Annotated in this window: 23 protein-coding genes and 2 riboswitches; of the genes, 5 read left to right on the top strand and 18 right to left on the bottom strand. The window is 59.1% G+C overall.

Features of this window, described 5'->3' with window-relative positions:
• Positions 1-394: 394 nt before the first annotated feature.
• The 6 genes from JMN36_RS09200 to thiO form a co-directional block, all read right to left on the bottom strand.
• Positions 395-1,096, bottom strand: coding sequence for an ATP-binding cassette domain-containing protein (locus tag JMN36_RS09200; protein ID WP_204087485.1), 702 nt, complete (start codon positions 1,094-1,096; stop codon positions 395-397).
• 108 nt (positions 1,097-1,204) lie between these two features.
• On the bottom strand, positions 1,205-2,584 hold the full coding sequence (locus JMN36_RS09195) for an alpha-amylase family protein (protein WP_236881885.1): 1,380 nt from the start codon (positions 2,582-2,584) through the stop codon (positions 1,205-1,207).
• 189 nt (positions 2,585-2,773) lie between these two features.
• The gene (locus JMN36_RS09190; RefSeq protein ID WP_221924294.1) at positions 2,774-4,048 is read right to left on the bottom strand and encodes a ThiF family adenylyltransferase; all 1,275 of its coding nucleotides are present in this window, start codon (positions 4,046-4,048) and stop codon (positions 2,774-2,776) included.
• On the bottom strand, positions 4,035-4,907 hold the full coding sequence (locus JMN36_RS09185) for a thiazole synthase (RefSeq protein ID WP_269091335.1): 873 nt from the start codon (positions 4,905-4,907) through the stop codon (positions 4,035-4,037). Before JMN36_RS09185 ends, JMN36_RS09190 begins: the two co-directional genes overlap by 14 nt.
• Before the next feature lie 3 nt (positions 4,908-4,910).
• Positions 4,911-5,216 carry a sulfur carrier protein ThiS gene (gene thiS / locus JMN36_RS09180; protein ID WP_221924293.1) on the bottom strand — a complete coding sequence of 102 codons (306 nt, stop codon included), beginning with the start codon at positions 5,214-5,216 and terminating at the stop codon, positions 4,911-4,913.
• A gap of 121 nt (positions 5,217-5,337) precedes the next feature.
• On the bottom strand, positions 5,338-6,582 hold the full coding sequence (thiO, locus tag JMN36_RS09175; protein ID WP_221924292.1) for a glycine oxidase ThiO: 1,245 nt from the start codon (positions 6,580-6,582) through the stop codon (positions 5,338-5,340).
• Positions 6,574-6,681: riboswitch (TPP riboswitch) on the bottom strand. (Overlaps the previous gene by 9 nt.)
• Before the next feature lie 345 nt (positions 6,682-7,026).
• Here thiO and JMN36_RS09170 point away from each other — a divergent pair.
• A complete protein-coding gene (locus JMN36_RS09170; RefSeq protein ID WP_221924291.1) occupies positions 7,027-7,551 on the top strand; it encodes a hypothetical protein in 525 nt (174 codons plus the stop codon).
• Between the two features lie 6 nt (positions 7,552-7,557).
• Here JMN36_RS09170 and JMN36_RS09165 read toward each other — a convergent pair whose 3' ends face one another.
• From JMN36_RS09165 to JMN36_RS09140, 6 genes are all read right to left on the bottom strand, one after another.
• Entirely contained in the window at positions 7,558-7,773 is a 216-nt protein-coding gene (locus JMN36_RS09165) for a hypothetical protein (protein WP_221924290.1), read from the bottom strand.
• A gap of 190 nt (positions 7,774-7,963) precedes the next feature.
• Entirely contained in the window at positions 7,964-9,223 is a 1,260-nt protein-coding gene (gene purT, locus JMN36_RS09160) for a formate-dependent phosphoribosylglycinamide formyltransferase (protein WP_221924289.1), read from the bottom strand.
• A gap of 5 nt (positions 9,224-9,228) precedes the next feature.
• Positions 9,229-10,392 carry an ATP-binding cassette domain-containing protein gene (locus JMN36_RS09155; protein ID WP_221924288.1) on the bottom strand — a complete coding sequence of 388 codons (1,164 nt, stop codon included), beginning with the start codon at positions 10,390-10,392 and terminating at the stop codon, positions 9,229-9,231.
• A 22-nt stretch (positions 10,393-10,414) separates the two neighbouring features.
• A complete protein-coding gene (locus tag JMN36_RS09150) occupies positions 10,415-11,029 on the bottom strand; it encodes an energy-coupling factor transporter transmembrane component T family protein (RefSeq protein ID WP_236881887.1) in 615 nt (204 codons plus the stop codon).
• Between the two features lie 278 nt (positions 11,030-11,307).
• Positions 11,308-11,997 (bottom strand): ECF transporter S component, encoded by a 690-nt coding sequence (locus JMN36_RS09145; protein WP_221924371.1) that lies wholly within the window; start codon positions 11,995-11,997, stop codon positions 11,308-11,310.
• 460 nt (positions 11,998-12,457) lie between these two features.
• On the bottom strand, positions 12,458-14,926 hold the full coding sequence (locus tag JMN36_RS09140) for an ATP-binding cassette domain-containing protein (protein WP_438503812.1): 2,469 nt from the start codon (positions 14,924-14,926) through the stop codon (positions 12,458-12,460).
• A gap of 114 nt (positions 14,927-15,040) precedes the next feature.
• Positions 15,041-15,316: riboswitch (cobalamin riboswitch) on the top strand.
• Between the two features lie 36 nt (positions 15,317-15,352).
• On the opposite strand from JMN36_RS09140, the gene metE reads away from it, so the two are divergent.
• Positions 15,353-17,782 carry a 5-methyltetrahydropteroyltriglutamate--homocysteine S-methyltransferase gene (gene metE, locus JMN36_RS09135; protein WP_221924287.1) on the top strand — a complete coding sequence of 810 codons (2,430 nt, stop codon included), beginning with the start codon at positions 15,353-15,355 and terminating at the stop codon, positions 17,780-17,782.
• 90 nt (positions 17,783-17,872) lie between these two features.
• Here metE and JMN36_RS09130 read toward each other — a convergent pair whose 3' ends face one another.
• Positions 17,873-18,859, bottom strand: coding sequence for a nucleoside hydrolase (locus JMN36_RS09130; RefSeq protein ID WP_221924286.1), 987 nt, complete (start codon positions 18,857-18,859; stop codon positions 17,873-17,875).
• 137 nt (positions 18,860-18,996) lie between these two features.
• On the opposite strand from JMN36_RS09130, the gene JMN36_RS09125 reads away from it, so the two are divergent.
• Together JMN36_RS09125 and JMN36_RS09120 are read left to right on the top strand one after the other, a co-directional pair.
• A complete protein-coding gene (locus JMN36_RS09125; protein ID WP_221924285.1) occupies positions 18,997-19,299 on the top strand; it encodes a DUF6506 family protein in 303 nt (100 codons plus the stop codon).
• A gap of 62 nt (positions 19,300-19,361) precedes the next feature.
• Positions 19,362-20,225, top strand: coding sequence for a lipoyl protein ligase domain-containing protein (locus JMN36_RS09120; protein WP_221924284.1), 864 nt, complete (start codon positions 19,362-19,364; stop codon positions 20,223-20,225).
• 34 nt (positions 20,226-20,259) lie between these two features.
• Here the strand turns inward: JMN36_RS09120 and JMN36_RS09115 are convergent, their stop codons facing one another.
• The 5 genes from JMN36_RS09115 to JMN36_RS09095 all read right to left on the bottom strand — a co-directional run bounded on the left by JMN36_RS09115 (position 20,260) and on the right by JMN36_RS09095 (position 25,545).
• Positions 20,260-21,609 carry a dihydrolipoamide acetyltransferase family protein gene (locus JMN36_RS09115; RefSeq protein ID WP_221924283.1) on the bottom strand — a complete coding sequence of 450 codons (1,350 nt, stop codon included), beginning with the start codon at positions 21,607-21,609 and terminating at the stop codon, positions 20,260-20,262.
• A 10-nt stretch (positions 21,610-21,619) separates the two neighbouring features.
• Positions 21,620-22,645 (bottom strand): alpha-ketoacid dehydrogenase subunit beta, encoded by a 1,026-nt coding sequence (locus JMN36_RS09110; protein WP_221924282.1) that lies wholly within the window; start codon positions 22,643-22,645, stop codon positions 21,620-21,622.
• A 39-nt stretch (positions 22,646-22,684) separates the two neighbouring features.
• On the bottom strand, positions 22,685-23,641 hold the full coding sequence (locus JMN36_RS09105; protein ID WP_236881890.1) for a thiamine pyrophosphate-dependent dehydrogenase E1 component subunit alpha: 957 nt from the start codon (positions 23,639-23,641) through the stop codon (positions 22,685-22,687).
• Between the two features lie 68 nt (positions 23,642-23,709).
• Positions 23,710-23,913, bottom strand: coding sequence for a hypothetical protein (locus tag JMN36_RS09100; RefSeq protein ID WP_204087501.1), 204 nt, complete (start codon positions 23,911-23,913; stop codon positions 23,710-23,712).
• Positions 23,914-24,243: 330 nt separating this feature from the next.
• Positions 24,244-25,545 (bottom strand): adenylosuccinate synthase, encoded by a 1,302-nt coding sequence (locus JMN36_RS09095; protein WP_012732342.1) that lies wholly within the window; start codon positions 25,543-25,545, stop codon positions 24,244-24,246.
• Positions 25,546-25,857: 312 nt separating this feature from the next.
• Between JMN36_RS09095 and JMN36_RS09090 the strand changes: the two genes are divergently transcribed.
• Complete coding sequence (locus JMN36_RS09090; protein ID WP_204087502.1) at positions 25,858-26,781, top strand: hypothetical protein; 924 nt, start codon at positions 25,858-25,860, stop codon at positions 26,779-26,781.
• The last annotated feature ends 116 nt before the right edge of the window (positions 26,782-26,897 follow it).

Below are 26,897 nucleotides of genomic sequence, written 5' to 3'. Positions count from 1 at the left end.
AACGTCTTTTTCAGGACGTAGGTTGATACTAACCCCAGGCCAATAAGGCCGATGTCGTTCCTTATGACCGTAAGAGAACCATAGTCTGAGAAATCTCCCCAAAAACACAGCAACCCTACTAGAGCAGCCCATACGGTTACCAGAGCGAGGAGTATTAGCCGTCTACTTTTAATGGACCGTGGGGAGACACGATCAAAGTCATCCTCATGAGTGAATATAAAAAGGAGTGGAATCGATATCAGAGCAGAAACCCATACAGTGTCGATGTCGACAGAATTTCCGTTCTGCTCTAGTAATATCCACGTGGCAGATTTTACAAGAAGCGAAAGTATAAGGGACGTCAGAAAGAAATAATGAACTCTATTATGACGCACTCACAGGGCTGTTCCGGAGTTCATGATTCCAGCAGATCTAGATACATCGTGTTGAGTTTGTTGATGTCTCTTCCTGCTCCAAATTTTTCCCATGGCCCCGAGTATTCTTTTACTCCGTTTTTCATAATCGTGAGGGTGTCTGCATTTTCTATGACATCTTCGACTATGTGTGTCGAAATAATAACTGTGGAGGACTGTGAGGCATGATGAAGTATTCTCTTACATGCTGACCGTTGTGATAAGTCCAGCCCTGCAGTTGGTTCGTCGAGCAAAATAACCGGTGGTGACGAAACAAGAGCAGATGATATTCCAACCCTTCGTCGCATACCGCCAGACAAATGCTTGATGAGTGAATCAGCTTTATCCGAAAGACCAGCGAGCTCTATCAGTCTGTCGACCTCGTGGCGGACCTTGTGCTGTGGGACTTTCCTCAGCCAACACATGTACGCAAGGTGTTCCCGCACGGTAAAGCGTGATTTTTCGAGATTTTCCTGAGGGAGGTAGCCCACCAAGCCACTACGCGGGTCACTAACCCGGCCATCTATATACACACTGCCGCTGCTCGGCTGAGTAAGCCCGGCGATTGTCCTGAGCAGAGATGATTTCCCTGCACCATTGGGGCCGAGTAATGCATGAAATCCGGTATCGACATTTAAGCTGATGTGATCAACCGCGATATGCGAGCCGTATTTCACAGTTAATTGGTCGGTTGTAAGTTTCAACCAGATTTCCTCCTCAGCTATTTTAGCCAGGCTACCCTACAAAAGTCAGTGACATTTAGCGTAGAGCTTTTTACTTCGCTTCGGAAGTCTAACCTCAAAGCGCGATTCCTACTGCTGCTCCCAATAGAAAACTTGCTCGTCATCGACGGTCACCACGGCACGGTCCGGGTCCCGGCTAATCATCGTCCGCAACGTCTGGTTCTGCCCCGTCACTGCAAACGTGATCATGTGATCTTCAACGTTTTCCACCACAAGGTCGCCACGCGCGATCCACGGATGGTTCCTACGAATCCCGATCAGACGTTGATAAATCTCATGCAGCCATTCCCCCGTCGGCAATAAAACTGCTGGGGAATCCGGCAGGGGCGGCCGAATGTCGGCGTCGGCATACAAGCCATCCTGCTTTTCACCTCGAAATCCCTGCTCATCGCCGTAATAAATGCTCGGCATACCGGGAAGCATCAACTGCGCGACGGCAGCGAGCACTGCGCCGTTATCCCCCACCACCGAAGCAATGCGCGACACATCGTGATTACCAATGAACGTCAACGGAAGGATCGGCCGCTTGTCGGGCTGATTATTAGCGACGGCCGCACCCTGCTCCACAAACGTCTGGTGCCGGCCGAGTGCGTGGTCCAGCTCCCACATGTTCGCGTTTTTAATGCTGCTCCAGATGGCCTGCCACACCTCGTATTGTGTGATCGAGTCCATGTGAGACTGAGCGGCGAACTCGATGTACCCGCCCTGTTCCTCGCCGTGGATGATCTCACCGAGGTACACCGCATCGGGATAGTGAGCGCGCACGCGGTCGATAACGGTCCGCCAAAACTCGGTGGGCACCGAATACGCGGCATCGAGCCGCCAGCCGGTGATCCCGCGATCCAGCCAATACTCCATGATGTCCACCACCATGTCGGCCACGTGCGGGTCAGAGTGGTCCAGCTCAGCCAAATCGAGGTTCCCCTCCCAAGGAACCGACACGATCTCCCCGTCGTGCGTGTGCGTTTTCACCGGTGTCTGCTCAGCCCCTGCGCGCGCACGCTCAACCGACTCGGCCACCAGGGGATGCTGCGTCCCCACGTGGTTAAACACACCGTCCAGCATCACCTTGAGACCGCGCTTGGAGCACTCCCCCATCAGGTGGTCAAAATCCTCCAGCGAACCTAACCGTGGATCGATCTGCAGGTGATTCGTGGTGTCATATCCGTGTGCCGTCGACTCGAAAATGGGCCCGAGCAAAATCCCCGAACAGCCCAGCTCAATGGCATAATCCAGCCAGGCTTCTAGTTTTCGCAATTTTCCAGGCTTATCGACGCCACGCTCGGAGGTTGGCTCGGATGATGCGCCGTCGGGCGTTGGTTCGGCGGATGGTTCGGCGTCCGGCGTTTCCCCGTCGGATGGTTCGTCGGATTGGGGGCTGAACATGTCTGTTCCGCACGCTCCGAGGGGGTAAATCTGCCACCATAGCGCGTAATCAAGCGTGTTCATTGAGCCCTTGCCTGCCTATCCGACTGCATTAACCAACGGGTACGACCGCGGGGTGACGCCCCCCACGTCCCACTACCCCTTCGAGCTTACGTCAGATACGGGACATACTCCGGCGCTTATTCCTTACTTGTCATCCCACTGACCACGTTTGAGGCAAGCTTTGACGACGATTAAGGCCGGGGTTGCGGCTTATTGCGCGACGGCTTTCACCGCCGTGATGCCTCCGGCCAGTGAATACACCGGAATGCTCAGCGTTTCCCGCAGAATATCAGCCGCTTGTTCACTTCGGGCTCCACGGGCACAGTACACGGCCACCGCCGTCGCTGATTCAGGAATGCGTACCGACGCCGCATCGGCTTTCACCACGCCCAAGGGGACATGAATATCGCGCGAGTCCGCGTCCGCGAGCGCCGTGCCACCCGATTCGACACCACCGTCCAGTGTGATGCGCTCGATCAAACGTTCATGGTCTTCACGGACGTCAAGGAGCACGTGGGTGCCGTCGGCAAGAAAACCCGGAAGGTCTGACGGTGCGATGTCTCCAGGACCATGAGTTTGTTTATGGGATTGATCACGACGAGCCTGGAACTCCCCTGCTGACGCGGTGTTTCCGGTTGATGCTTTGCATGCCGCTTCCGGGTGGGAGGGCGCCGAGCCACGAATCGTCGTCGCAGGTTCACGTGATGGATCACGACGCAACCGCAGCGTGCGCGTCGTCGCCGACGTGGCGCTATACGTCAGAACCTTCCCTACGAGGGGCTCACCGATACCGCCCAGAACCTTCAGCGCCTCGGTGGCCATGAGATTACCGATCACGGCCGTCGTCACTCCCAGAACGCCTGCTTCCGCGCAGGTCAGCACCGGTTTCGTCGGCGGCCCGTCGAAAAGATCGCGAAGCCCAGGGCCGTGAGGACACCAAAACACCGAGACCTGCCCCTCATAGCGCAAAACAGCACCCCAGACCAGCGGCGTTTCCGTCATTTCCGCCGCGTCGGCCGCCACGAACCGGGTGGCAAAGTTGTCGCTGCCGTCGATCAGGAGGTCGTGTTCGCGGCACAGCTGCTCCGCATTATCGGGACCGAACCGCCCCTCCGTGCGAATGGTCATCGAGGGGTTGAGCGCATGCATGCGTTCCCGGGCGACGTCGGCCTTCGGACGTCCAACGTCGTCGACACCGAAAAGTGTCTGCCGCTGAAGGTTAGTGAGGTCAACGACGTCATCATCGCAGACCGTGATATACCCATTCGTGCCGACACCCGCCGCGGCCAGCGCATATAGGAGCGGTGACCCCAGTCCGCCTGCACCGATCACGCACACGCGCGCGGCGGCGAAGCGCTGCTGGACGGCTTTATCGAAAAGCGCCAGGTGACGGGCGGTACGGACACGTTCGTCATGTGGGAGAGGCGTGAGCCGTGCGTCGGGAATCAGTAGGGGCAACGTGGAACCTGTGCTAGATGACGGCATCGGCCCATGCCCTCCCCTCCAGCGGCGAGGACGCCACAGCATGATGCCGCTTCGGAATCCTTCCCGCCTGATGTGCCCAATAACCAGCGCGAACACCGCTGGCCATCGCCTTCGCCATCGCTTCCGGATCGTGGCTACGCGTGACGGAACTGGCCACCAACACCGCAGAGCATCCCAGCTCCATCGCCAGCGCCGCCTCCGACGCCGTCCCTACCCCAGCGTCCAACACCACAGGGATATCACCGGCTTCTTTCACAATCATTTCAATGTTGTGCGGGTTGAGGATCCCCAGGCCCGTGCCGATCGGCGACCCACCGGGCATCACGGCGTCCACTCCCGCGTTGACCAGCCGGCGCGCAACAATGGGGTCGTCGTTCGTGTACGACAACACGTGGAATCCGTCGTTAACCAGCTGTTCCGCGGCGTCGACAAGTTCGACCGCATCAGGCAGAAGAGTGTCGTCATCGGCGACAACCTCGAGCTTGATCCAGTCCGTATCCAGCGCTTCCCGCGCCATTTTCGCAGTCAGCACGGCGTCGCGCGCCGTTTTGCAGCCGGCCGTGTTGGGCAGGATGTGGACATTGTGCCGGCGAAGCATCCCGAAAACGTCAGCTTTCCCCGCTTGGTGCCGACGCATCGCGACCGTCGCCACATTGCTTTCCGACGCCACCAGCGCTTTTTCCATGATATCTAAGGACGTCATCCCGCCCGTGCCAAGGAAAAGGCGCGAGGTGAGGTCACGGTCGGCCAGTGCCCAGTGGTCGGGGTCGCCTACGTGGGTGTCGGGAGATGCCGCGTCGTCCGCGTCCGTCGGTGTGATGGTCGTAGGATCGTCGTCCCTGGTTGCGTTGTGAGTCATTGCCTAGCCTCCTTGAACAGCGGTGAGAAGTTCGATGCGATCGCCGTCGCTAATGGTGGCGGTCTGCCATGTGGATTTCGGGACGATCTCGTCATTAATGGCGACGGCGTAACCGTCGAAATCATCATCGACGGTGGTGTCATTGCTGGTGGGCGGGTTATTCGCGGTGTTGGCGAGAGCGGTGAGGTCGGCGTTATCGCCGTCCACTGACACAGCTTTGACGAGTGCTCGGACGGTAAGACCGCTGGTCGCCCGGTGCGATTCACCGTTCAGTTCAATGGTGATCGTTGTGTTGGAGGTATCTGTCATTGTTTCCTCTGGGTTTCCTTTGATTTGTTCGACTTAGTTGATTACTTGTGACGTCTGAGAATCTTGGGGTCGCCGAGCTGAACGCTGCGTGACGGACGCGCGTAGATCCAACACATCGTTCCTACACATCACGGTGAATATCCGTAGAAGCGAGAATGTCGTCCAAGGTCAGTTCCGGAGCATCGTCATCATCCGCCCTAGCGAGGAGCTCGTTACCTTTAACTAACCGCTTTTCTAAGGAGCCGTGTTCGTCGGCCAGAGAATCCGAGTCGGTTGCGCGGGTTTGAGCGTCCACGGAACCGGACTCATCGGCAGTAGCTTCCCTGCCAGCAGTCGCAAGCGCCGCCCCCACCCGTGCACCCAGCGCAGTCAGCAAAATGCCGTGGCGGAAATAGCCCGTAGAAACAACAGCGCCGGTACCATCGTCGATACCGATATAAGGCAGGTCATCCGGCGTCCCCGGCCGAGCACCCGCCGTGATCTCATCGATCGTGCACTCGCGAATCCCCGGGCAAATCGTGTCGGCGTCGCGCATGAGGTCCAGCGCACCACCCACCAGCGGCCGACCGCGGCCGTCCTCCCGGCTCGTGGCCCCCAGCACCAAACCGCCATCGATGCGCGGCACCACGTACACCGGCCGATCCCGAACAAATCCTCGAATTACCGACGTGACCAGCGGGTCGAGTTCCGCCGGCACGCGCAGGCGGAGGACGTCGCCCCACACCGGGCGCAGCTGCAGGTACGGGAAGAACTCGGGCGCGCCAAGACCATTAGCGACGATGGTGACGTCGTCGGGATTCACGTCGAAAGGAGTGGCCGATCTCTTCACGATCTCCACGCCACGATTCTTCAGCGCACCGATAATGAGGTCACCGAACACGCGCGGATCGATCTGGTGATCACCCGGGATATGCACGGCACCGGACAGATTCGGGCTGAGCGCCGGCTCCGCTTTCCTCAGCTGACGAACCGTCACCTGGGTGGCCTTCATGCCGAACGATTCCTGGAAATCTCGCGTCTCGGCAAGGTGCACCCGATCGGCCGAATCAGCGGCGACGACGTAGGTTCCGTCCCGACGGAAACCGGTCACGTAGGGGTCGTCGGGGTCGGAATGAGCGGCGAGGGCGACTCGCCGGACCAGACTCGGGTACCACAGCGCGGATTGACGCATGAGGGGGACCAACGCATCCTGCTGATATTGCATCTCTGCGGCCGGGGCTAACATGCCTGCGGCGTGGTGGCTCGCCCCCGACAGCGGAGCAGGATCGAGAATCGATACCGAGCACTCCGGATCGAGTTCAGTCAGTTCAAACGCGGTGGCCAGCCCCACAAGACCAGCGCCGATAATAGTGATGTGCCGGGACATAGGCTCCTTCCCTCCGGCGGCATTATCCGCATCAGGTTTACGGTCGGCGGCGATGCCCGCCCTCTCAGCCCACATCACTGGGCTCCCGTAGGTCGACGGTGTCGATGTTCAGTTTTCTATGGTTGCTGCTTATGTGTCTTCGGCGGATACCGCGTGTGTATCCACGTCACCCGATTATATTCCCCGGTGGAAGGTCGCGAGTTTGTAGATGAGACTCAACGGTTCGGGGGGTGGCGATCATATCCTGATCGGTGCATACGCTGCCGGTAGGACATAACCTGCACAATGCTTATCAGAATAGTGAAACAAATCTGGGTAGTCTTGGTGGTAGCCGAACCTCCTCATTTCTTATCTTTCGATAACGCTCCGGGTTGATGGTGGGGCTTTTCGGAGGGACTGAAGAAAACACGTCGCAATATCAGTCAACGTGAGAATGGTGATGAAATGATGTACATAAAGAAACTTTCTTCGTATCAACGTGGTTCATTAATTTCTTTATTCATCGCTGTTACCGCTGCAACTATGCTCAGCGGATGCTCTTCGTCGTCAGATTCATCGAATACAGAGAATGCGGAAAGCGCTATTTCAACGGCAGACGCAGGGCAATCCCCAAGCGAAGAGTCACACTCCGATAGTTCGAGCCCTACACCCTCAAATTCGACACAGCCTTCCAGCGGGCATTTTGTTAATAGTGATGGGACATGCAACCCCGAAGTCATCGATATCAATCACGAGAAGAACACAGCGGAGACGCACTACCACGGCCTCCCCGGTGATCAGGTGGCGATGAAGTTTTACGACACTAATGGAAATAATATAAAACAGACGGGCAGCGGCTTCTCAGCAGGAACAACAGGTGAGGGACCAATTTTTAACACCGGCGTTCTCAATGCCAATATCAGCTATATCGACGTAACAATTAAACACGAAAATGGAGGATCCCAGGGGTGCAAGATTCTGGTGGAGTAGCAATCGTTACCCTTGCTCTCGATTTTTCTGGAAATACCGGACTAGCGCCCCCACACCACGAATCACCAGGATAAGAGCTACAAAAACTATGACTTTAAAAATCGCACTTTTGCCTTCCAAGACCGTCGCCATGAGGAATGCCACAATCACGAAACCGATGACGATGGTAAAAAACGCACTCAAACTGGGGACACCAAAGAACTGCCGAAGCTTCTCGCCCACCGGAATCCCTCCTTGTTATTTACGTTAGGTCCACTCTATAGATATAGATTTGTCGCGACAATAAACTTTGGGACCGTAACAAAGATGTAACAACCCGGAGGAATGTGCCGACGGCGGGCTCGTCAAAAGCTAGGCCAGCCGCTTACTAAGCCACTCGCTCATGGCCGGCTGCAGCTCAGTTTTCGCTAGCTTATTCCCCACGGTCCTCAGCTCCGCGCGGGCTATCGCCCCAGCCATCCTCGGCCTCAGGCACGAAAGGATGCACCGTGGATGCCGCTTGCGTCGCCCGCGACCGCGCCGTCTCAATATCCTCGGCAGTTGCGGTCACAACGCCCATCCGTCGGTGAGGAAAAGCCTCCGGCTTGCCGAACAGGCGCAGATCAGTCTCCGGCACAGCCAGGGCCTCCTTAACACCCGAGAAGGCCACGCCGTCGCCCCTCACGCCACCGTAAATCACGGCCGACGCACCCGGCGACACCAGCGTGACGTCGACAGGCAATCCCAAAATCGCCCGAGCATGCAGCTCAAACTCCGACAGGCGCTGAGTCCCCATCGTCACCATGCCCGTATCATGCGGGCGCGGGCTGACCTCGGAGAAGTACACATCATCGCCCTTGACGAACAACTCGACGCCGAAAACGCCACGCCCGCCCAGGGCGTTCGTCACGCGCGCCGCGATGGACCGCGCATTCTCCGCGGCCGCGTCGCTCATCGGCGCAGGCTGCCAGGACTCCACATAATCGCCGGAATGCTGACGATGCCCCACCGGCTCGCAGAACCACGTGGCCACCTTCCCCGTCGACGGGTCCACCGCACGCACCGTCAACAGCGTGATCTCATAATCGAAATCAACAAACTGCTCGACGATCACGCGCGCCTGGTTTACGCGGGCGCCGCTCATCGCGTAATCCCACGCCTCGTCCAGGTCCTCCGGCCCGTTGAGCACGCTCTGCCCCTTGCCGGACGAACTCATCACCGGCTTCACCACACAGGGGAAACCCATCGCATCTACGGCATCATCGAACTCATCGCGCGTCGACGCAAATGCATAACCGCTCGTCGGCAAGCCAAGATCTTCCCCCGCCACACGGCGAACTTCCTCGCGATTCATCGTTACACGCGTTGCCTCAGCCGTAGGAATTACCGTGTAATCCGCCTCCAAATCGCGCAACGCATCCGTCGCGATCGCTTCAATCTCCGGCACAATAAAATCCGGGCGAACGTCGTCGACAAGGTTTTTAATGGCGTCCGGGTCAGTCATATCAATGACATAATGGAACTGCGCCACGTGATGAGCAGGCGCACCGTCATACCGATCGACCGCGTGAACTTCCACCCCCAAACGCTGGAAAGCTATTGCGACCTCTTTGCCCAACTCCCCCGAACCAAGCAACATGACCTTGGTCGCGCTGGGGGATAAGGGCGTTCCGATTGCATCTGGTGTGTACACGCTGGTCAGAGTACCAGCCGATAGTCAGAAAGCTGGGAATATGGCCCGTTGTGGCACGTCCACACCACGGATTTAGGTTCGCCTAATGTGCTGCCGCCGTGGGCACGCAGCACATCATGGATCTCACCGGCGACGAATCCGCGCATGATGCGCTCCAACGTGCGATACCCGTAAACGTCCAGGCCAACCGTGGGCTCGTCCAGGAAAAGGAACTCCGGGCCGCGGGCCAGCGCGCAGGCCACCGACACAATTCTTCTTGCCGACGACGCTACGTCCAGCGGGTGGACGCCCGCGACATCGTCCAGCCCGCAATACTCAATCAGCGCGTCCGCGTTGCGGAGAGTGGAGCCGATCGCGATCTCGTCCCTGACTGTCTTCGCCGAGAACGATGTGTCCATTGATGTGGGGGCCCAGCCGTAGTGGAGAGGGTGGGGTTGGGCGGCGCCGCTGTGGTCAATCAAATCCGCCAGGGCGAGGAGAAGCGTGGTCTTCCCCGTACCGTTCGGCCCCGCGATGTGAGTAATCCCCCGCGGAATTCCCGCCGACAAGGGTCCCAGCGTAAAAGCGTGGCGCTCGACCACGAGGTCGTTGATCATCAGAACGGGCGAAGGAGCAGGGAGAGAGTCGTCGTCGGGAGTCTTGCTCAACTCAACTGGGGAATCATATTTTGTCCCCTCAACGGGATTCAGCCCGATGTCCTCGGGATAACGCGACTCAACGTCGCACAGATCAGCTAAGTGATTCCATGTGCGGTCAAAAATGGTGACGTCGCCCGGAAAACTATCCACGACCTGCACCAATGCGCGCGTCGCATCCATGTCGCACCCGTCGAGCGGGCAGTCCAACACCAGATTGTCAGGATTACGTAGAAGGGAGGACGCGATGGCCACCCGGCGCGTCTGCCCCGTCGACAACTTCGATGGATCGCGCTGGAGGAGTGTTGTCAAACCCCATTGACCGGCAACATCCTGGATCCGCGCGCGCATGTCCGGCACGGGAACGCCCATCTGCTCCATGCCGAACGCAAGCTCCTGCTCCACCGTGCTCCGCAGCAAAGTGATGTGGGCCGCCGCATCGTTGCCCACCCACGCAGCACCCGTCTCTTCCGCAAGGGCCCACGCCTCTTCGCTCATCCCCGAACCGCTCGGGGCGCACACAAACTTCTTCATCTCTGCCCTGCTCTAACCCGCTCTACCCTGCGATCCCCCACACACAGACCGCGCACATCACCGCGACCATCCCGTAACGGACGACACGCTCCCACGCGCGATCCCGGACGGGGTACAGCACTGTCCGCCGACCCGGCTGGGCAATCCCCGTTCGCGATAACGGCCGGGACCGCTGTGCGGCATCCGTCACCAGGCCCACGACTAGCGGGATGACCAGCTTCCTCCTTTGCGGCTTCACGCCCCTCGATCGCTGAATCTGCTGGATGGTTCTCATTCGCGACGTCGCCAGCGGGATCAACCGGACGACCGAACCCACCACATACACGATCGGCGCAGGCAACCACGTTTGCAGCGCGCGCATAAGCGCATCCGGGTTGACTAGCGAACCGAACATCACGCCGCAGCCCGCCACTGCGGCGAAACGCAGGCTCAGCGCGGCAGCCGTCGACCATGAACCAAAAAGACCGTACATCAATGAAAACGACACACACGCTGGGATGATGATGGTGACGGCAGTCAAGGTCGCCGCCTTATTTCGAATAACAATCGCCGCCACCACAGCAACAGCTACGCCGATAGCCGACGCCCACGGCGCGTTGAGCACCGTGACGCTCACCATCAGGCACGCGGCGGTCACGAGCGGTGTGTACGGGTGGATGTCGTTCTCCTTACGGTGTCGTACTGGAATTGCTGAAGGTTGGTGGTGTGTGGGCCCCGGGGCGGAGGCAATGACGAGGAACACGCGGCTAGATGGCAACGGTATACGGGGGCGCGCCGTCGTCATTCTGGTTCACCGCCCCACACGGCCGTAACCAGGGGTTTTCGGCGAACTACAGGGCTACGAGGCGAGGGCTCGTCAGCGGACAACGCCGAAGCCCCGGAAAATGCCGAAAATACCGAAACGCCACATAACCGCTACGATTTCTTTGCCGAAAATGAACGGATGGTTCGGAGTGGAAGGGCCGCAATAATCGCCGCTACCAGCGTAAACACGATCACCTTATCGATCGGATCCGAGGTCAGCGACTGCAAATAAACGGCCGTCATGGGGCTGAATCCGAGCCCGCGATACGCCGTCACCAAGAGACCCGTGCCCGTACCAGCCGTCCCGCCGAAAATGAACGACGCCACCGGCGCTGCCATCAACGCGGACAGCAAACCAACGAACACGCCGGCAATCGGGGGAACCCAGCGCTTCGTCCACGGCACCAGGCCCGCGAGCAGGCCAATCATGGCGTAATCCGCCGCGAAGGGGACGACGGTCGGGTTGAAGGTTCCCCAGATCAGAGCCGACAGCACACCCGTCGCCATACCGGCCTGCGGACCGGCAAGGGCCGCGATCAGAACCGTCCCGATGGAATCAAGATAGAGAGGAACCGGCAGCGGCATCGTACCAATCACCTGCCCGACCACGATGTTAATGACCAACGCCGCAGGTAGTAGGGCCAGCGACCGCGGGGGCAGCTTGGGCACAATCCCGATCAACGCGATCAGAGCACTCACACCGAAGCCGGCCAGCGCGATGATCGACCCCTTACCATCAGCAAGCGACTCCCAGGGGTCATCCGGCTGCATCAGGACCAGCGTCAACCAGGTGGCCGCCATAATGAGAATCGCGACGGCGGTGCACACATTCGCGGTGTTGAAGACGCGCCGCTTGGGTGTGTTCGACGCTGTGTGGTCTTTGTGGTCTTTGCGGCCAGCGTGGTCAGTATGGCCAGGTGATGTCGTGGGCTCGACGGGGCCGTTGGTGCTCATAGGTTCTCCGTATCCGGCACATTCTCGGACTGATTATGCACGTGCGGCACGTCAAACGCGGCGCAACTATGCAGTTAGCGCGCTTCGCTTTGCCAAGCACGTTTTCGGCAGCGTTCCACGCGTTTCCGCGCGGCTGCCGGTACAACGCTCTATGTCACCTCGAGCTGTCAATACTTTAGCCCATGGGAACACCAGCCCCGGAAACCCATGTTGACCTCGGACCTTATTTATTGCCGACGGGTGTGCAGTAGGAATTCGGGGCGCGCGCAAGGAGTATGCGGCGGAGCACACCACGAACGCTCCCACGTCAGGCCCACACAGCCTCCCTCAAATACTGCCCCGTCAATCCGGGCTCCTGGCGCTCGACCAATTCCCGCGGCGTGCCCTCAAACACGACCTGGCCACCCTCGTCACCCGCGCCCGGCCCCAGGTCAATGAGCCAATCCGCATGCGCCATCACCGCCTGGTGATGCTCGACCACCGCAACGCTCTTACCCGAATCCACCAACTTATCCAGCAGAGTTAACAACTTGTCGACGTCCTGCATATGCAGACCGTTCGTCGGCTCGTCCAGAACGTAGACTCCGCCGTCGTCGGCCATGTGTACTGCTAATTTGAGGCGCTGAAGTTCGCCACCGGATAGCGTCGACAATGGTTGCCCAATAGTCAGATACCCCAAGCCGACGTCGGATAGCCGACGAAGGATCGCGACCGCGCGGCGAACCTTCGCTTCTCGACAGAACGGGAGGGCCTGGTCGACGGTCATTGCCATGACATCAGCGATTGTGGAGCCGCCCAATGTGTAGTCCAGGACCTCCGCCGAGAAGCCCCGGCCGGCGCAGTCTTCGCAGGTAGAGCTGGTGCGGCCCATCATGCCGAGGTCGATGTCGATGGTGCCCAAACCGTGGCACGACGGGCACGCGCCTTCAGAGTTGGCGCTAAACAGCGACGGGGTGACGTTGTTTGCCTTTGCGAATGATTTGCGGATGGGGTCCAGCATTCCGGTGTACGTGGCGGGGTTGGAGCGACGGCCGCCCTTGATCGGGGACTGATCGACGTAGATGAGACGCTGGTCGGAGGTGGGTGCGTTGCCGGATGCATCCGCACGGGAAGCCTCCTCAGGGGAACCACCGTCCTCAGCGCTTCGACGCCGCAGCTCGCTCATCAGTGAACTCTTCCCGGAGCCGGCCACGCCAGTCACAGCCACAAGCTCCCCCAGCGGAATCGACACCGTAACGTCGTCGAGATTATTCAACGAAGCATGGTCGATGGTGATCTCGCCGGTCCGCTCCCGGACAGTATCCTTCACACGAATGGAATCGTGCAGGTGGATGCCCGTCGCGGTCGAGCTCTCACGCAGCTGCTCCACAGTGCCCTCGAAGCACACCATCCCACCGTCCTTGCCCGCGCCCGGCCCCATATCAATCACATGATCCGCGATCGCAATGGTTTCCGGCTTATGCTCCACGACAAGCACCGTGTTTCCCTTGTCCCGCAGGCGCAGGAGCAGGGCATTCATGCGCTCGATATCGTGCGGGTGCAGGCCGGTGGTGGGCTCGTCGAAAATATAGGTAACATCCGTGAGCGCCGAATTCACGTGCCGCACCATCTTGGTCCGTTGCGCTTCACCACCGGATAGCGTCCCCGCGGGGCGGTCGAGCGACAAATACCCCAAACCACTATCGACGAATGTGTCCAGCATCGCCAGCAGGTTCTCAATAACCGGCTTCACCTGGGGCTTGTCGAGCGACGCCACCCACTCGGCTAGCTCGTTGATCTGCATTCCTGCGGCGTCGGCAATAGAGACTCCATCGATTGTCGACGTTCGAGCCCCCTCATTGAGCCGGGTGCCGTGGCAATCGGGGCATGGCTTGTATGTCACCGCGCGGTCGACAAACTCGCGAATATGCGGCTGCATAGATTCGCGATCTTTCGACAGCATCGAATTCTTAAGGTGTGGAACTAGGCCTTCGTATGTTCTGTTGACGTTATTGATTTTGATGCGTTCCGGCTCACGATAAAGAAAATCGTGCATCTCTTTATCCGTGAAATCCTTGATGGGTTTGTCCCCATTGACGAACCCTGATTCCACAATTTGCCGAACTGACCATCCCCCAGCTTTGTAACCAGGAATGGTTAAAGCGCCATCATTAAGGGAAAGCGCGTCGTCGAAAAGCTCGGTCAACTTTAAATCAGTGACAGTTCCCATGCCTTCGCAGGTCACGCATTGCCCGCCGATCACGGTGAACCGTTTGGCCTTACCTTTTTTCTGCCCCGCTTTCTTGATTGCGCCGCCGCCCGTCACCGTCGGCTGATTAAATGAATATGCCTTAGGTCCACCAATATGAGGTTCGGCAACACGGCTAAATAACAACCGTAAATAAGCCAAAGCATCGGTAACAGTGCCGACGGTGGACCGCGGACCACCACCCAACGACGACTGATCCACACTGATGGCCGCCGTGATCCCCTCAATACGATCAACGTCGGGCCTGCTGGGAGCTTGCATAAACCCCTGCACAAACGCGTTATACGTCTCGTTAATGCTGCGCTGCGCCTCCGCGGCGATCGTGCCGAACACCAGCGAACTCTTGCCCGACCCCGACACACCGGTAAAAACGGTGAGCTTCCGTTTCGGGATATCGACGGTGACATGGCGCAAATTGTTTTCCGACGCCCCGACGACGCGAATGACATCGTGCAATTGCTGAGCACTGTTTGAATTAGCGCCGGCTGAAGGGGCTGCAGTTCGTGTCGACGTGTTCTGAGTAGCCACCCTCTCCACTGTAGTTGCAGCCATAGATCTAAAAAGGTTTCCTAATGTCGCGAGTGATCCGCGCCACTGCGTACGCCACGTCATCCCACCGTTTACGATAGATAACGCGATAAGTTCTTCTGCCCCGCGAATGGCATTGGCCCTCTCGTGGAGCAGAAAACTCAGGGAATCCGGTGAGAATCCGGAACTGTCCCGCAGCGGTATGTGAGAAAACCAAACGACACGATGATGCACTGGTGACCTCCCCACCCCGGAGAGAACTGGGAAGCAGTGTCAATCAGGTTCCGCCCCGGATGACCACACCCTCACGGCCATCAGGAACAGCGCACCCAATCAGGCGCCAGCGGAGTGCTCACGAGTCCGAATACCTGCTTATCGTCGCGGAGCCCGCCGGGCCCGTGTGTCCACCACTGACGAGGATCAGGAATGACATTCACAACACTTGGCGTGCCACGCATCGGTCCACGCCGCGAACTCAAACGCGCTTGCGAAAAATACTGGAAATCGGGATCAGCGGCTGGAGAGGATGCAGCCCACGAGCGGTCAGCCCAAGAACATGCTTCCCACCTGGCCCGCACTGCCTGGGAACTCACCACAAAATACGCACAGAACCTCGCGTCAGCCGGCATGGCATCCGTTCCCACCTTGGGACGCAGCTACTACGACGCCGTGCTCGACATGAGCGCCTACCTCGGCGTCCTCCCCGCACGATTCAACACAATCCCCGACCACACAATCCCCGACCGCGAGCCAACGATGTCGATACCCGATCGACTACCGCGCGATATTGATCGTCGCTTCGCCACCGCCCGCGGGACGTCGGATCTTCCCCCGTCGGCAATGACCAAGTGGTACGACACCAACTACCACTACATCGTTCCTGAGCTCAGCGTCGACACGAAGTTTGATCTGACTATCGACGATTTTCTTGCCGACGTCGCCGAGCTGCTGAAGACCGCCAACGTGCGGCCCGTGTTAGTCGGCCCGTTCACCTATCTGACCTTGGCTGACCACGCAGCCGACGATGACCTCGACGGCCTGTGGCAACCGCTGATCGATGCCTATGTGGAATTCATCACGCGCTTGGGTGCCACCGGGGTGGAATGGGTGCAGCTGGACGAGCCGCAATTGACGTGCGACGTCACCGACGCCGATGTCGATCGCGTCCGGTCCGCCTACACGAAGCTCGCCGAGGCAGCCGGAAAAGCCGACGTCAAACTGCTCGCCGCCACCTACTTCGGCCCCGGCGATCATGCCCTCGCTGCGCTGAACGGCACTGGCGTCAACGGCATCGCCGTCGACCTCATACCGAGCCAACAAACCCCCACGCGGAGCGCCGCCAGCAGTAGCGACGCCCGCGGGGATGCGGCACAAGACGACGCCGTCCCGTCCTGGCTCGATGCATGGACAGGCGAAGAAACACTCGTCGCGGGAATTATCAATGGCCGCAACGTCTGGCGCACCGATATCGAACAAGCGTTGCGCACGCTCAAAGAACTAGCCGAGCGCGGGCCGGTGGTGGCCTCGACGTCGTGCTCCCTCCTCCATGTCCCGTATCGCCTCGGGCGCAACGCCGACGGCACCGACGCGCAAGAAAGCAGCTCCGAACCTGGACTGCCCGTCGATGTCCGCAATCGGTTAGCTTTCGGCGAGGAGAAAATACAAGAACTTGCCGTACTCCACCGCGCCCTAGCGTCGGCAAGCACCCCGGACGACGAGCACTACATTGCCGCATCGAGCCAAGCGTTATCCGAGGGTCTGCCCACTAATGACGATGTCCAACGGCGGCTGAGCTCGATCACCGACGACGACCGACACCGCGTTCCGTTCAGCGACAGAACAGGCCCGTCGCTACCCATCCTTCCCACCACGACGATCGGATCCTTCCCCCAAACGTCGGCGATCCGTCGCGCGCGGAAAGACAAACGCGACGGCACCATCACGCAGGACGAATACACGGCGCGGATGGAAGACGAAGTGCGGTCCACCATCAAGGCCCAGGAAGATCTCGGCCTCGATGTCCTCGTTCACGGCGAGCCTGAGCGGAATGACATGGTGCAGTACTTCTCTGAACAACTGGACGGGTACTGCTCCACCACGAATGGCTGGGTTCAGTCCTACGGGTCGCGGTGCGTGCGCCCACCCATTGTGACCGGCGACGTGTCCCGGCCGTCACCATTGACGACGCACTGGTTCCGCGTTGCCCAGGACGCTACCGACAAACCGGTGAAGGGGATGCTCACGGGGCCGGTCACGATGCTTGCGTGGTCATTCGTTCGTGAAGATCAACCCATGTCCGTCACTGCCGACCAGGTGGCGCTCGCGCTGCGCGATGAGATAGATGATCTTATTCAGGCCGGCGCGCGCATTATTCAGGTCGACGAACCTGCCATTCGTGAACTCCTCCCCCTACGCAAAGCTGACCACGATGCCTATACGACGTGGGCGACGCAGGCCTTCCGATTGGCAACGTCGAGTGCTGGCCCGGATATCCACATCCATACTCATATGTGTTACTCACAGTTCAATGAGCTCATCGATACGATTATCGACTTGGATGCCGACGTCACCACCATCGAATCGGCCCGCAACGGCATGAAGGTACTCAAAGCTCTCCGCGACGCCGGGTTCTCCCTCGGCATTGGCCCTGGTGTGTGGGATATTCACTCACCCCGCGTGCCGTCGGTCGACGAAAACACGACACTTATTCGCGACGCTATCGATGCCGTCGGTGTCGAGCCTCTATGGGTTAATCCCGACTGTGGCCTGAAGACGCGGGCGTGGCCCGAGACGACCGCATCACTGCGCAACATGGTTGAGGCCACCCGACGCGTTCGGGCGGAGTTGGGCGGCTGAGCTGCCATTATGTAGCGACGGGTGCGCTGTGGAGGCGCTGTGAGGGGATAGCCCGGCGGGCCGGTTATCGGGATCTGCTGTCGGGACCCGCTATCGCGATGGAGTGAGAGTGGCGAACACGCGCTGTGTTTCGGCCCCCACTTCGTCGGGGTCCACGGAATCGAGAACGTGGATCATGGCGGACTCACCCCGCTCCCCATCAGCCGGCGCCACCGTCGTTATCGCACCCCGGTCATCGGGCACGGCGGCTAGCGCTTTGTCAGCTGTCCCGTAACTGACCGCGTCGAGGGCCACCATGACGGCAAGCAGGTCATGGACCTGGGCGCAATAACCAATCCCCTCCTTGTCGTGGAACTCGAAGTAAAAACGCAGCGCATCCTTCACAAGCGTGCCCACCTCGCCCGGCAAATCCCACCGCGCGATGTCATCCGGCGTGACCATGATCGTTTCCGTCACACCCAGGTGACACAGGGTGACATCCCAACCACGCTGCCGAGTTTCGTCCAGCGCCATCGCCACCGCGTCGGGGTCGACCCAAAAATTCCACTCCGCTGTGGGCGTCGTATTTCCTCGATAATCGACGGCACCGCCCATGATCGTCAGCGAATCGAACCGCGACACCAGCTCAGGATTCATCGCTACCGACGTCAGCGGGCCCGTCGCGACGAGATCGGCCGGACCGTGCTGAAGAGCAGCTTCCCACGCGTCAGTCGTCGTCAACGTACGGGAAGTGGTCGACCTATGGTCGGTGGATTCACCATCATCCACCGACAAACGATCACCAACCTCACGCGGCGGATGAGCGTATCCGAGGCCGTAATCACCGTGAGTTTCGGGAGTGGTGGTCAACGGGATCGAAACCGGCGCAGCGGGCCCCACCCCAACGGGAATGTCGGGGCATCCGTACAGGTCAAGCACCCAACGCGTGTTCACGGCGACGTTATCGACGGTCGTGTTACCCGCGACGGTGCTCACTCCGGCTAACTCGATTTCCCCGCCGCGGTGCCGTGCTGCGAGATAAATCAGTGCGAGCATATCGTCAATACCCGTATCAACATCCGCTACAAGTCTGCGCATAACAACCCCTTTAGTCGTTTAACACTCAACACACTTTATAGAGAGAATACGCACGCCATAGAGCGATAGAATGTGGCCAGGTTCGAGAAATCCCAGCCTGTATATCAGCCCAGCCTCTACACCTACGGAGTACCACCATGGCTCTCAAAGCTGCATTCATGTTCGTCGACACCGGCGCCGACCCCGCCACCAACCGCTCGACCGTCACAACTCCAGGCGTCGAACTCCTCACGGTGGCGGTCAACAACTACGCCCAAGCTGAAGACGTGGCATCGAAACTCGCCGACGAAGGATACGTCGCTATCGAATTATGCGGCGGGTTCGGCATCGAAGGCGTCGCACGTGTCAAGCAAGCCGTTCCCGACACGGTAGCCGTCGGGGTTGTGCGATTCGACCACCACCCCGGCCTCGGACACAAGAGCGGAGACGAGCTTTACTAAGCTCGAAGCACCAGCTCCAAGTCCAGCGATAACCCCAATCCCGCCGATGTGATCGCACCATCATGTTCACGACGACGCTATGGCGCCTCACCAGCCACGACCCGCTCCATAACCTGGCCTTCGAACGCTATCTGTTCGACTCGCTGGGGCAGAAAGAAGCGGCCGTCCTCATGTGGCGCAATAGCCCCGCCGTCATGATCGGACGAGCACAAAATCCCTGGTACGAAGCAAATACCGAGTTTCTCCGCAGCCACCACATCCCGCTATTCCGTCGGATCAGTGGCGGCGGAACCGTCTACCACGACCTAGGAAACCTGAACTTCACGTTCATGGCATCCAAACCGTACTTCTCGCGGGACCTCCCCATCACGATCGTGCGCGACGCCCTACAATCACTCGGCTGCGACGTGTATGCCGACCCCCGTCGATCACTTTTCCTCCAACAAGGCGACAGCGCCTTCAAGATCACAGGCTCCGCTATCCGTGAAACTCTCGCCCACGGTCTGCTCCACGGAACAATCCTTGTCGACGCTGACCTCGCCATGCTTCACGAAACCCTCCGAGCCCATGATCCGCATGTGCACGTCAACGGAATACCGTCGGTCCCCTCATTCGTCACCAACTTGCCCAATGTGGCTATCGACGCTGTGCAGGCAACGGTTCACAAGCACTTTGCAGCACACATGAAGCGCGAGGGCGTTGTCATGTACCGAACCGCCCATGCCGACGATTACGCGGATCAACTACGCCCCCACCTTCACACCCAACGCAGCTGGGAATGGAATTACGGGCGAACACCGCATTTCAGATACCGCGATGACACCTTCAGCGCCGATGTTCGCCACGGAATAATCACGGACAGCAGCGTCGCCAGCATCGTCGGCAAACGTTACACTCCACGCCTCATGGCCGACCCCCGCCGATAAAGGGCCAGCCATAACGCGACGTTTAACCCGACGTTTACAGCAGAACCCGATACGGCTCGGCCAACACGTCGGCCAAAGTGCTGAGGAATTCCGCACCCGTACGACCGTCGACAGTTTGATGGTCAATAGTCAAGCTCAACGGCAGCTCGACTACTTCCTCAATCTCGCCCTCACCGTTTAAGGTCAGCCGCGTGCTCTGCGCGCCGACCCCCAGGATCGCAACCTCCGGGACGTTGAGCACCGGGGTGAAATACTCGATCCCGTCGGTCCCGAGGTTCGTAATGGTGAACGTTCCGGGGGCGAGGGTGTCGATATCGCCGTTCCGCGCGCGATCAACACGATCGTGGAACACCGTCTTCAACTGCGATAACGACTGGCCAACGACGTTCGGAACCGTCGGAACGGCCAAACCATCGTCCAGGGCCACGGCGACACCGATGTTGACGTCGTCGCACTGCTCGTACTCGTGGCCGTCGTAGTGAGCATTCAGCGAAGGATGCTCCTGCAACGCGATAGCCACCGCCTTAATCAGCAGCACGTTCATGCTGAGCGCCTTGGCCTCATCGCCGGGGCCGAGGTTGCCCTTGATCTCAGACACGGTGGACAGTAGGTCCGTCACATTGACCTTCCGGTGCAATGTCAACTGTGCAGTGGAATGCAAACTATGCATCATGTTCTGCGCAATGATCTTGCGCATACCGGTCAGGCCTTCGCCCGCCGTCACTGGCTGGGTCACTGTCCCACTTGCCGACGCAGCTCCCGGCGCGCCCGCCGACGCCGCCCCTTCAGACGACGCCTCCTGCGAATCCGCATCGCCCGACGGGTGGGACTCAATATAGGCCTTCATGTCACGCTTCGTGATCCGCCCGTGGCCACCCGTGCCCTTGACTTTCGAGTAGTCGATGCCATGCTTCTTGGCCATCTTCTCTGCGACTTTAGAGATAAAGATGCGCTTGCCATCGCCACTCGTGTCGCGGTTCGCGCGCCGGGCGCCAGCCTCGAGGTCATCCTCATCGGCGGCTTCAGCGCCAGCAGCCCCGGCACTAGCAGCAGCCCCGGCACTAGCACCAGCCCCGGCACCGGCACCGGCACCGGAGGCATCATCCGCACCGGCAGGTCCCGTCGCTGCTGCAGAGACGGTTTCATCAGCGGCACCCACATAGGCAATAGGCGTTTTCACCGCCGTCGAATCCCCTGCAGCCACGACAATTTTCAGCAGCGTACCGTCGTCGTCGGCTTCAACATCTCCGGACAGCTTCTCCGAGCTAATCGAGCACAGAGCTTCGCCCTTCTTGACGGCGTCACCTTCGTTTTTATACCACTCGTCAACTAGGCCTTCCGTCATGGTAAGGCCGAGCTTAGGCATCAATACTTCTGTTGCCATGATCGTTTCCTTACTTCTTGAGGTCGAAGATCAGCTCGTCGGCTTCCTCCATGATGCGCGCAGCATCGGGGATGTAGAGCTGTTCCAAATTGGAGGCAAACGGCACCGGAGTATTGGGCGCGGTCACTCGTTTGACAGGGCCGTCCAAATAGTCGTAGGCCTCGTCGGACACGACCGCGGCGATGTCAGTTGCCGTGTTGTTATGCGGGTTCGCCTCATCGACGACGATCAAGCGCCCCGTCTTCCGGACGGATTCCAGCACAGTTTCCTGGTCCCACGGCGCCACCGTCAGCAGGTCGATAAGATCAACACTTATTCCCGACGACGCCAGCTGGTCGGCAACCTCGATGCCCTGGTACAACATCTTCCCGATGGTGACGATGGTAAGGTCCTCACCTTCGCGAACAACGTCGGCCTTGCCCAGCGGGATCGTGTAGTAGTCCTCCGGAACCTCGCCTTTCTGCGCATACAGCGTCTTGTCCTCGGAAAACACCACAACGTTGTCTTCCTCGATACTCGACAGCAGCAGCCCTTTGGCGTTGTACGGCGTCGACGGAACAACGACCTTGATACCGGGGATAGCGCCCAACAGGCCGTAGTACGAACCCGAGTGCTGGGCTGCGGCGGAGGCGCCTGCACCATGCATCGTGCGGACCGTCAGCGGCAACTTCGCTTTACCGCCGAACATGTACCGCATTTTCGACGCCTGCCCCAGCAGCGTGTCGAAGCAGAATCCTAGGAAGTCATTGAACATGAGCTCGGGGACGGGGCGGAGGCCTGTGGCCGCCGCACCGACAGCGATGCCCATATATCCCATCTCTGAAATAGGCGTGTCCTTGACGCGCTTTTCGCCGAACTCCTCGATGAGTCCTTTGGTGACGCCCATCACGCCACCCCACGCACCATCACCGTTCAAATGTTCTACACCGTGACCACCTGCAAGGTCTTCGCCTAACAGCATCACACGATCGTCTGCGCGCATTGCCTGAGCGAGCGCTTCATTAATGGCCTTCATGAAGCTAATTTCACGTGCCATGACTATGTACTCCTCTCTTAGTTAATCGGCTCTAGTGAGTTAGGCGAAGACGTTGCTTAACAGGTCTTCAGGGTCAGGAATTGGGCTCTTCTCTGCGAATTCGATCGCATCGTCGATACGCCCCTCGCTGGCCTTTTCAATATCGTCAGCCTTTTTCTTGCTGAGCCATCCCTTCTCAATCGCGTCCTCACGGAAGCGCGGGATCGGGTCAAGATCGGCGAACTCTTTTTCAGCGCCTTCCGTGGCTTTATACGCTTGCTCATCGCCTTCGAAGTGGCCGTACTTGCGGTAGGTGCGACATTCGATGAGGCTGGGGCCTTCTCCCTTGCGGGCACGCTTGATAGCGTCTCCGACCTCGTCGTAGACCTCGATGACGTTCTTACCGTCGATGACTTTGCCGGGCATGTCGTAGGCCGCCGCCCGCTGCGCGATCGTTTCGCTGGCGCAGGCGTAATTCTGCGGTGTGGCCTCGCCGAACATGTTGTTTTCACAGACGAAGACAACCGGGAGCTTCCAAATTCCGGCCATATTCAAGGCCTCGTGGAACACTCCTTCGTTCGATGCCCCGTCGCCGAAGAAGCACACGGCAACCGCGTCGGTACCCAAATATTGGTTCCGTAAAGCCGCTCCGGTGGCGAGCGCGAACCCGCCGCCGACCATGCCGTTCGCGCCAAGCATGCCGGTATCGATGTCGGCGATGTGCATCGATCCGCCCTTGCCGCCGCACAGGCCATCTTTGCGGCCGAAGATCTCGGCCATCATGCGGTTAAGGTCACACCCCTTTGCGACGCAATGTCCGTGTCCACGGTGCGTCGAAGTGATGGAATCCTCTTCCGTCAGGTGTGCGCACACACCCACCGCAATAGCCTCCTCACCTGCATAAAGGTGAACGAAGCCAGGGATTTCCCCTTTTGCGAAAAGTCCGTGAACGCGATCCTCAAAGTTGCGGATGTCGTTCATCTTGTTATAGATCCACTCTGCAGTCGATCTTTTCATAACGCCCTCCTCTAGGCCGGCTGACATGACTTCTCACGTCACACCACGTATTGCTCGGTATTGACTTGTTACGACGTTCGTGTGCGTCGACTTTCGTGCTTGCCGGCGGTCTTTCGTGCCGGCGAGTCCTGCGTGTCGACGAGTCCTGCGTGTCGATGCTGCTCAGTGATGTCCTGTCTGGACGGGTTAGGACACCGCGTCGTAGCACTAGCCACTGCCGCGTCGATCACCACGTGATGACGTCGTGAAGCAGGCAGCTTCCGTCGTTCCACGCGACAAACTTCCTCTATGCTTTAGATCACATTCATAGTGTCAATATGATCTATCTCTACGTGCGAGACTAGTGCGATTCCAACCACATGCGCAGAAAAAATATTTGCTTCACTTCTGATAGAGGCTCGTTTTGAGCAATTTTCCACCCCTAAAGGGTGTGTTTTGTGCGCTGTCTCATAATTATGAGTCGGTTCACGTACGTCAATACCCCCGCACATACGGCAAACACACGGCACACATACGAAAAGCGCCCGCAGAACATCATGTTCCACGAGCGCCTACCACTCCGCGCAGCACGTCACCGGGCCACAGCGCAGAGCGTTCCCACTTTAATTCTCGGGCTTCAGAACGTCGTTAATAACGATGGTTTCGTCGCGGCCGGGGCCAACACCGATGTAAGAAATACGGCAACCAGACAATTCTTCCAACCGCTCCAAGTAATCCTGGGCCTTCTGCGGCAAATCGGACACTGACCGCGCACCGCTGATGTCCTCTTCCCACGCGGGCATGGTCTCGTAGATCGGGACGGCATGGTGGAAGTCCGATTGCGTCAGGGGCATCTCATCGTGGCGCACGCCATCGACGTCGTACCCGACGCAAATCGGGATCTCGCCAATACCGCCGAGGACATCCAATTTGGTGATGAACAGATCGGTGAAACCATTGACGCGGGCTGCGTACCGGGCGACGACCGAGTCATACCACCCGCACCGACGCGGCCGGCCGGTGTTCACGCCGAATTCGTGGCCCGTATCGCGCAGGTAGTCGCCCCATTTATCAAAAAGCTCCGTGGGGAACGGGCCCGCACCGACGCGCGTCGTGTAGGCCTTCGAAATTCCCAGAACCGAAGTGATCCGTGCAGGGCCGATGCCAGACCCCACCGATGCACCACCGGCCGTCGGATTCGAGCTGGTCACGAACGGATAGGTGCCGTGGTCAACGTCAAGCATCGTGGCCTGGCCGCCTTCCATGAGGACCGATTTACCCTCGTCAAGCCCCTTATTCAGCACAGTTGCTGTGTCGATCAGCATCGGCTTCAGCCGATCCGCGTACGACATGAAGTAATCAAAGACCTCATCCGGATCAATCGCTTTCCGGTTGTAGATCTTGACCAGCACCTGGTTCTTAAAGTCCAAAGCAGACTCGATCTTTTGACGGAGAATCGACGGATCAAGAACATCCTGAGCACGAATCCCCACGCGGGCGACCTTGTCGGAGTAGGTGGGCCCGATACCACGGCCCGTTGTGCCGATGGCTCGCTTGCCCAAGAACCGCTCGCCGACGCGGTCAAGGGTCTGGTGATAGGGGGCAACGAGGTGCGCGTTTGCCGAAATACGCAGCCGCGACGCGTCTGCACCGCGAGCCTCCAGGCCATCAATCTCAGAGAACAGTGCCTCCAGATTGATCACCACGCCATTACCCAGCACCGGAGTGGCGTTAGGGGACAACACTCCCGCAGGGAGCAGCTTGAGTTCGTACTTCTCGCCGCCCACAACCACCGTGTGACCAGCGTTGTTACCGCCATTGGGCTTGACGACGTAATCAACTTTGCCACCCAAAATGTCGGTAGCTTTACCTTTGCCTTCATCGCCCCACTGAGCACCCACGACAACGATCGCAGCAGCAGTCACGAAAACTCCCACGGTCCCATGGATTGCCGACGAGCCGGGACCACAAGCCTAACGTCGGAGTGCCAATCGGGGCACAAACCACGTCAAGTGTAACGGGTGAGAGTGCATACGCGTGCAGAAGGGCCAAACAGCTAAATAAATATGCGAAACCCCGCGCACCGACGGTGAAGACGTGCGCAGCTACGATGGGAAAGCACCGTACACCGCTGGTTGGTGGCATGGTTTTGCAGACCCCTTTGCATTGTGGGTTCGACGACGTGCCGCCACCAACGGTTTTTGCAGCGTTCATTGTCGAAGGATCACCGTACCCCCATGCCCATTCACATCGTCCGTTGCGGTGACGCACCGCTTCCCCAGGACCTCCCCCTGCCTGTACACACCGTTCCCACCTGCCCGGGACGTAAGGACCTGCACTTTATCGATGAGCTGGTGGCACGTTATCTTCCGCACGATCCGACGCCGAGCCTCGATGAAATCGCTGCTCAGCCCGACGTTGACCATCTTGGGGTACCCGGGCCGGATCCGCGCACACCCATCGACACCGTTCGACTGGTCGTCGTCGGTACTGATGCCGACCTTGATGCTGTGGCCACGCGATTAATGCGTATCGACGCTACGTGGATCGAGCTCGCATACGTCCCCGCTGCTGCCGGGGGCGGTGCTTCATCGGACGCCCGTGTTTCATCCGGCGAATCGAGCGTCGAAGCGCAGTCGGTAATCGCAACAAGCTGGGGTGTGGCCGATAAGCCCTGGTCAATCGCTTTGTCGGGATCGGTCCGCCCGGTACCCCTTATCCGCGACGATTCTGGCAGGGTGACCCTGGGCGTCGCCGAAATCTGCTCGGCGGATGGCTCGCCGTTTGTCGGCGAAATCATTATCGACGACACCACCGTCGGAGCTTCTGATGGAAGCGATTTTTATGGGACTCGGTTGGTATCCACGCTGGACGCGCCGGGAATTGCTGCCGTTGCCATGACTGGGCCGTCGGCCTACAGCAGTGACCGAACGAAATCCACACGATCCAGCTCGCCCCATGAACGACGCGGGTTTTTGGGGCGGTTCTTCCACCGTGGCCCTGAAGCCGGTGCTGTTGATAGCACAGTGCTCACCGGGCGTGCCGTTCAAGCTGGTGGGGAGCCATTTATGGTGTATCGCGATGGTGTTCCTCACCCACGAGCGCTGACTCGTGTGACGTTCTACCGGCATCTGCGCGATATGCAGGTGGTTCGTCCTTAATCACGAATGAAAAAACGGGGCCCGCTCCATCAGGAATGGGCCCCATTTTCTCAGCTTTCCTTAGCTTATCGGGGTGGTGCGTTACGCGGTCGCGTTTCCGCACACACGCCTGGTGC

Origin of the sequence: Corynebacterium pseudokroppenstedtii (assembly GCF_019754945.1) — a bacterium.
In the GTDB taxonomy this organism is placed as follows: Bacteria; Actinomycetota; Actinomycetes; order Mycobacteriales; family Mycobacteriaceae; genus Corynebacterium; species Corynebacterium pseudokroppenstedtii.
This window is presented reverse-complemented; position numbering and strand designations above follow the sequence as displayed.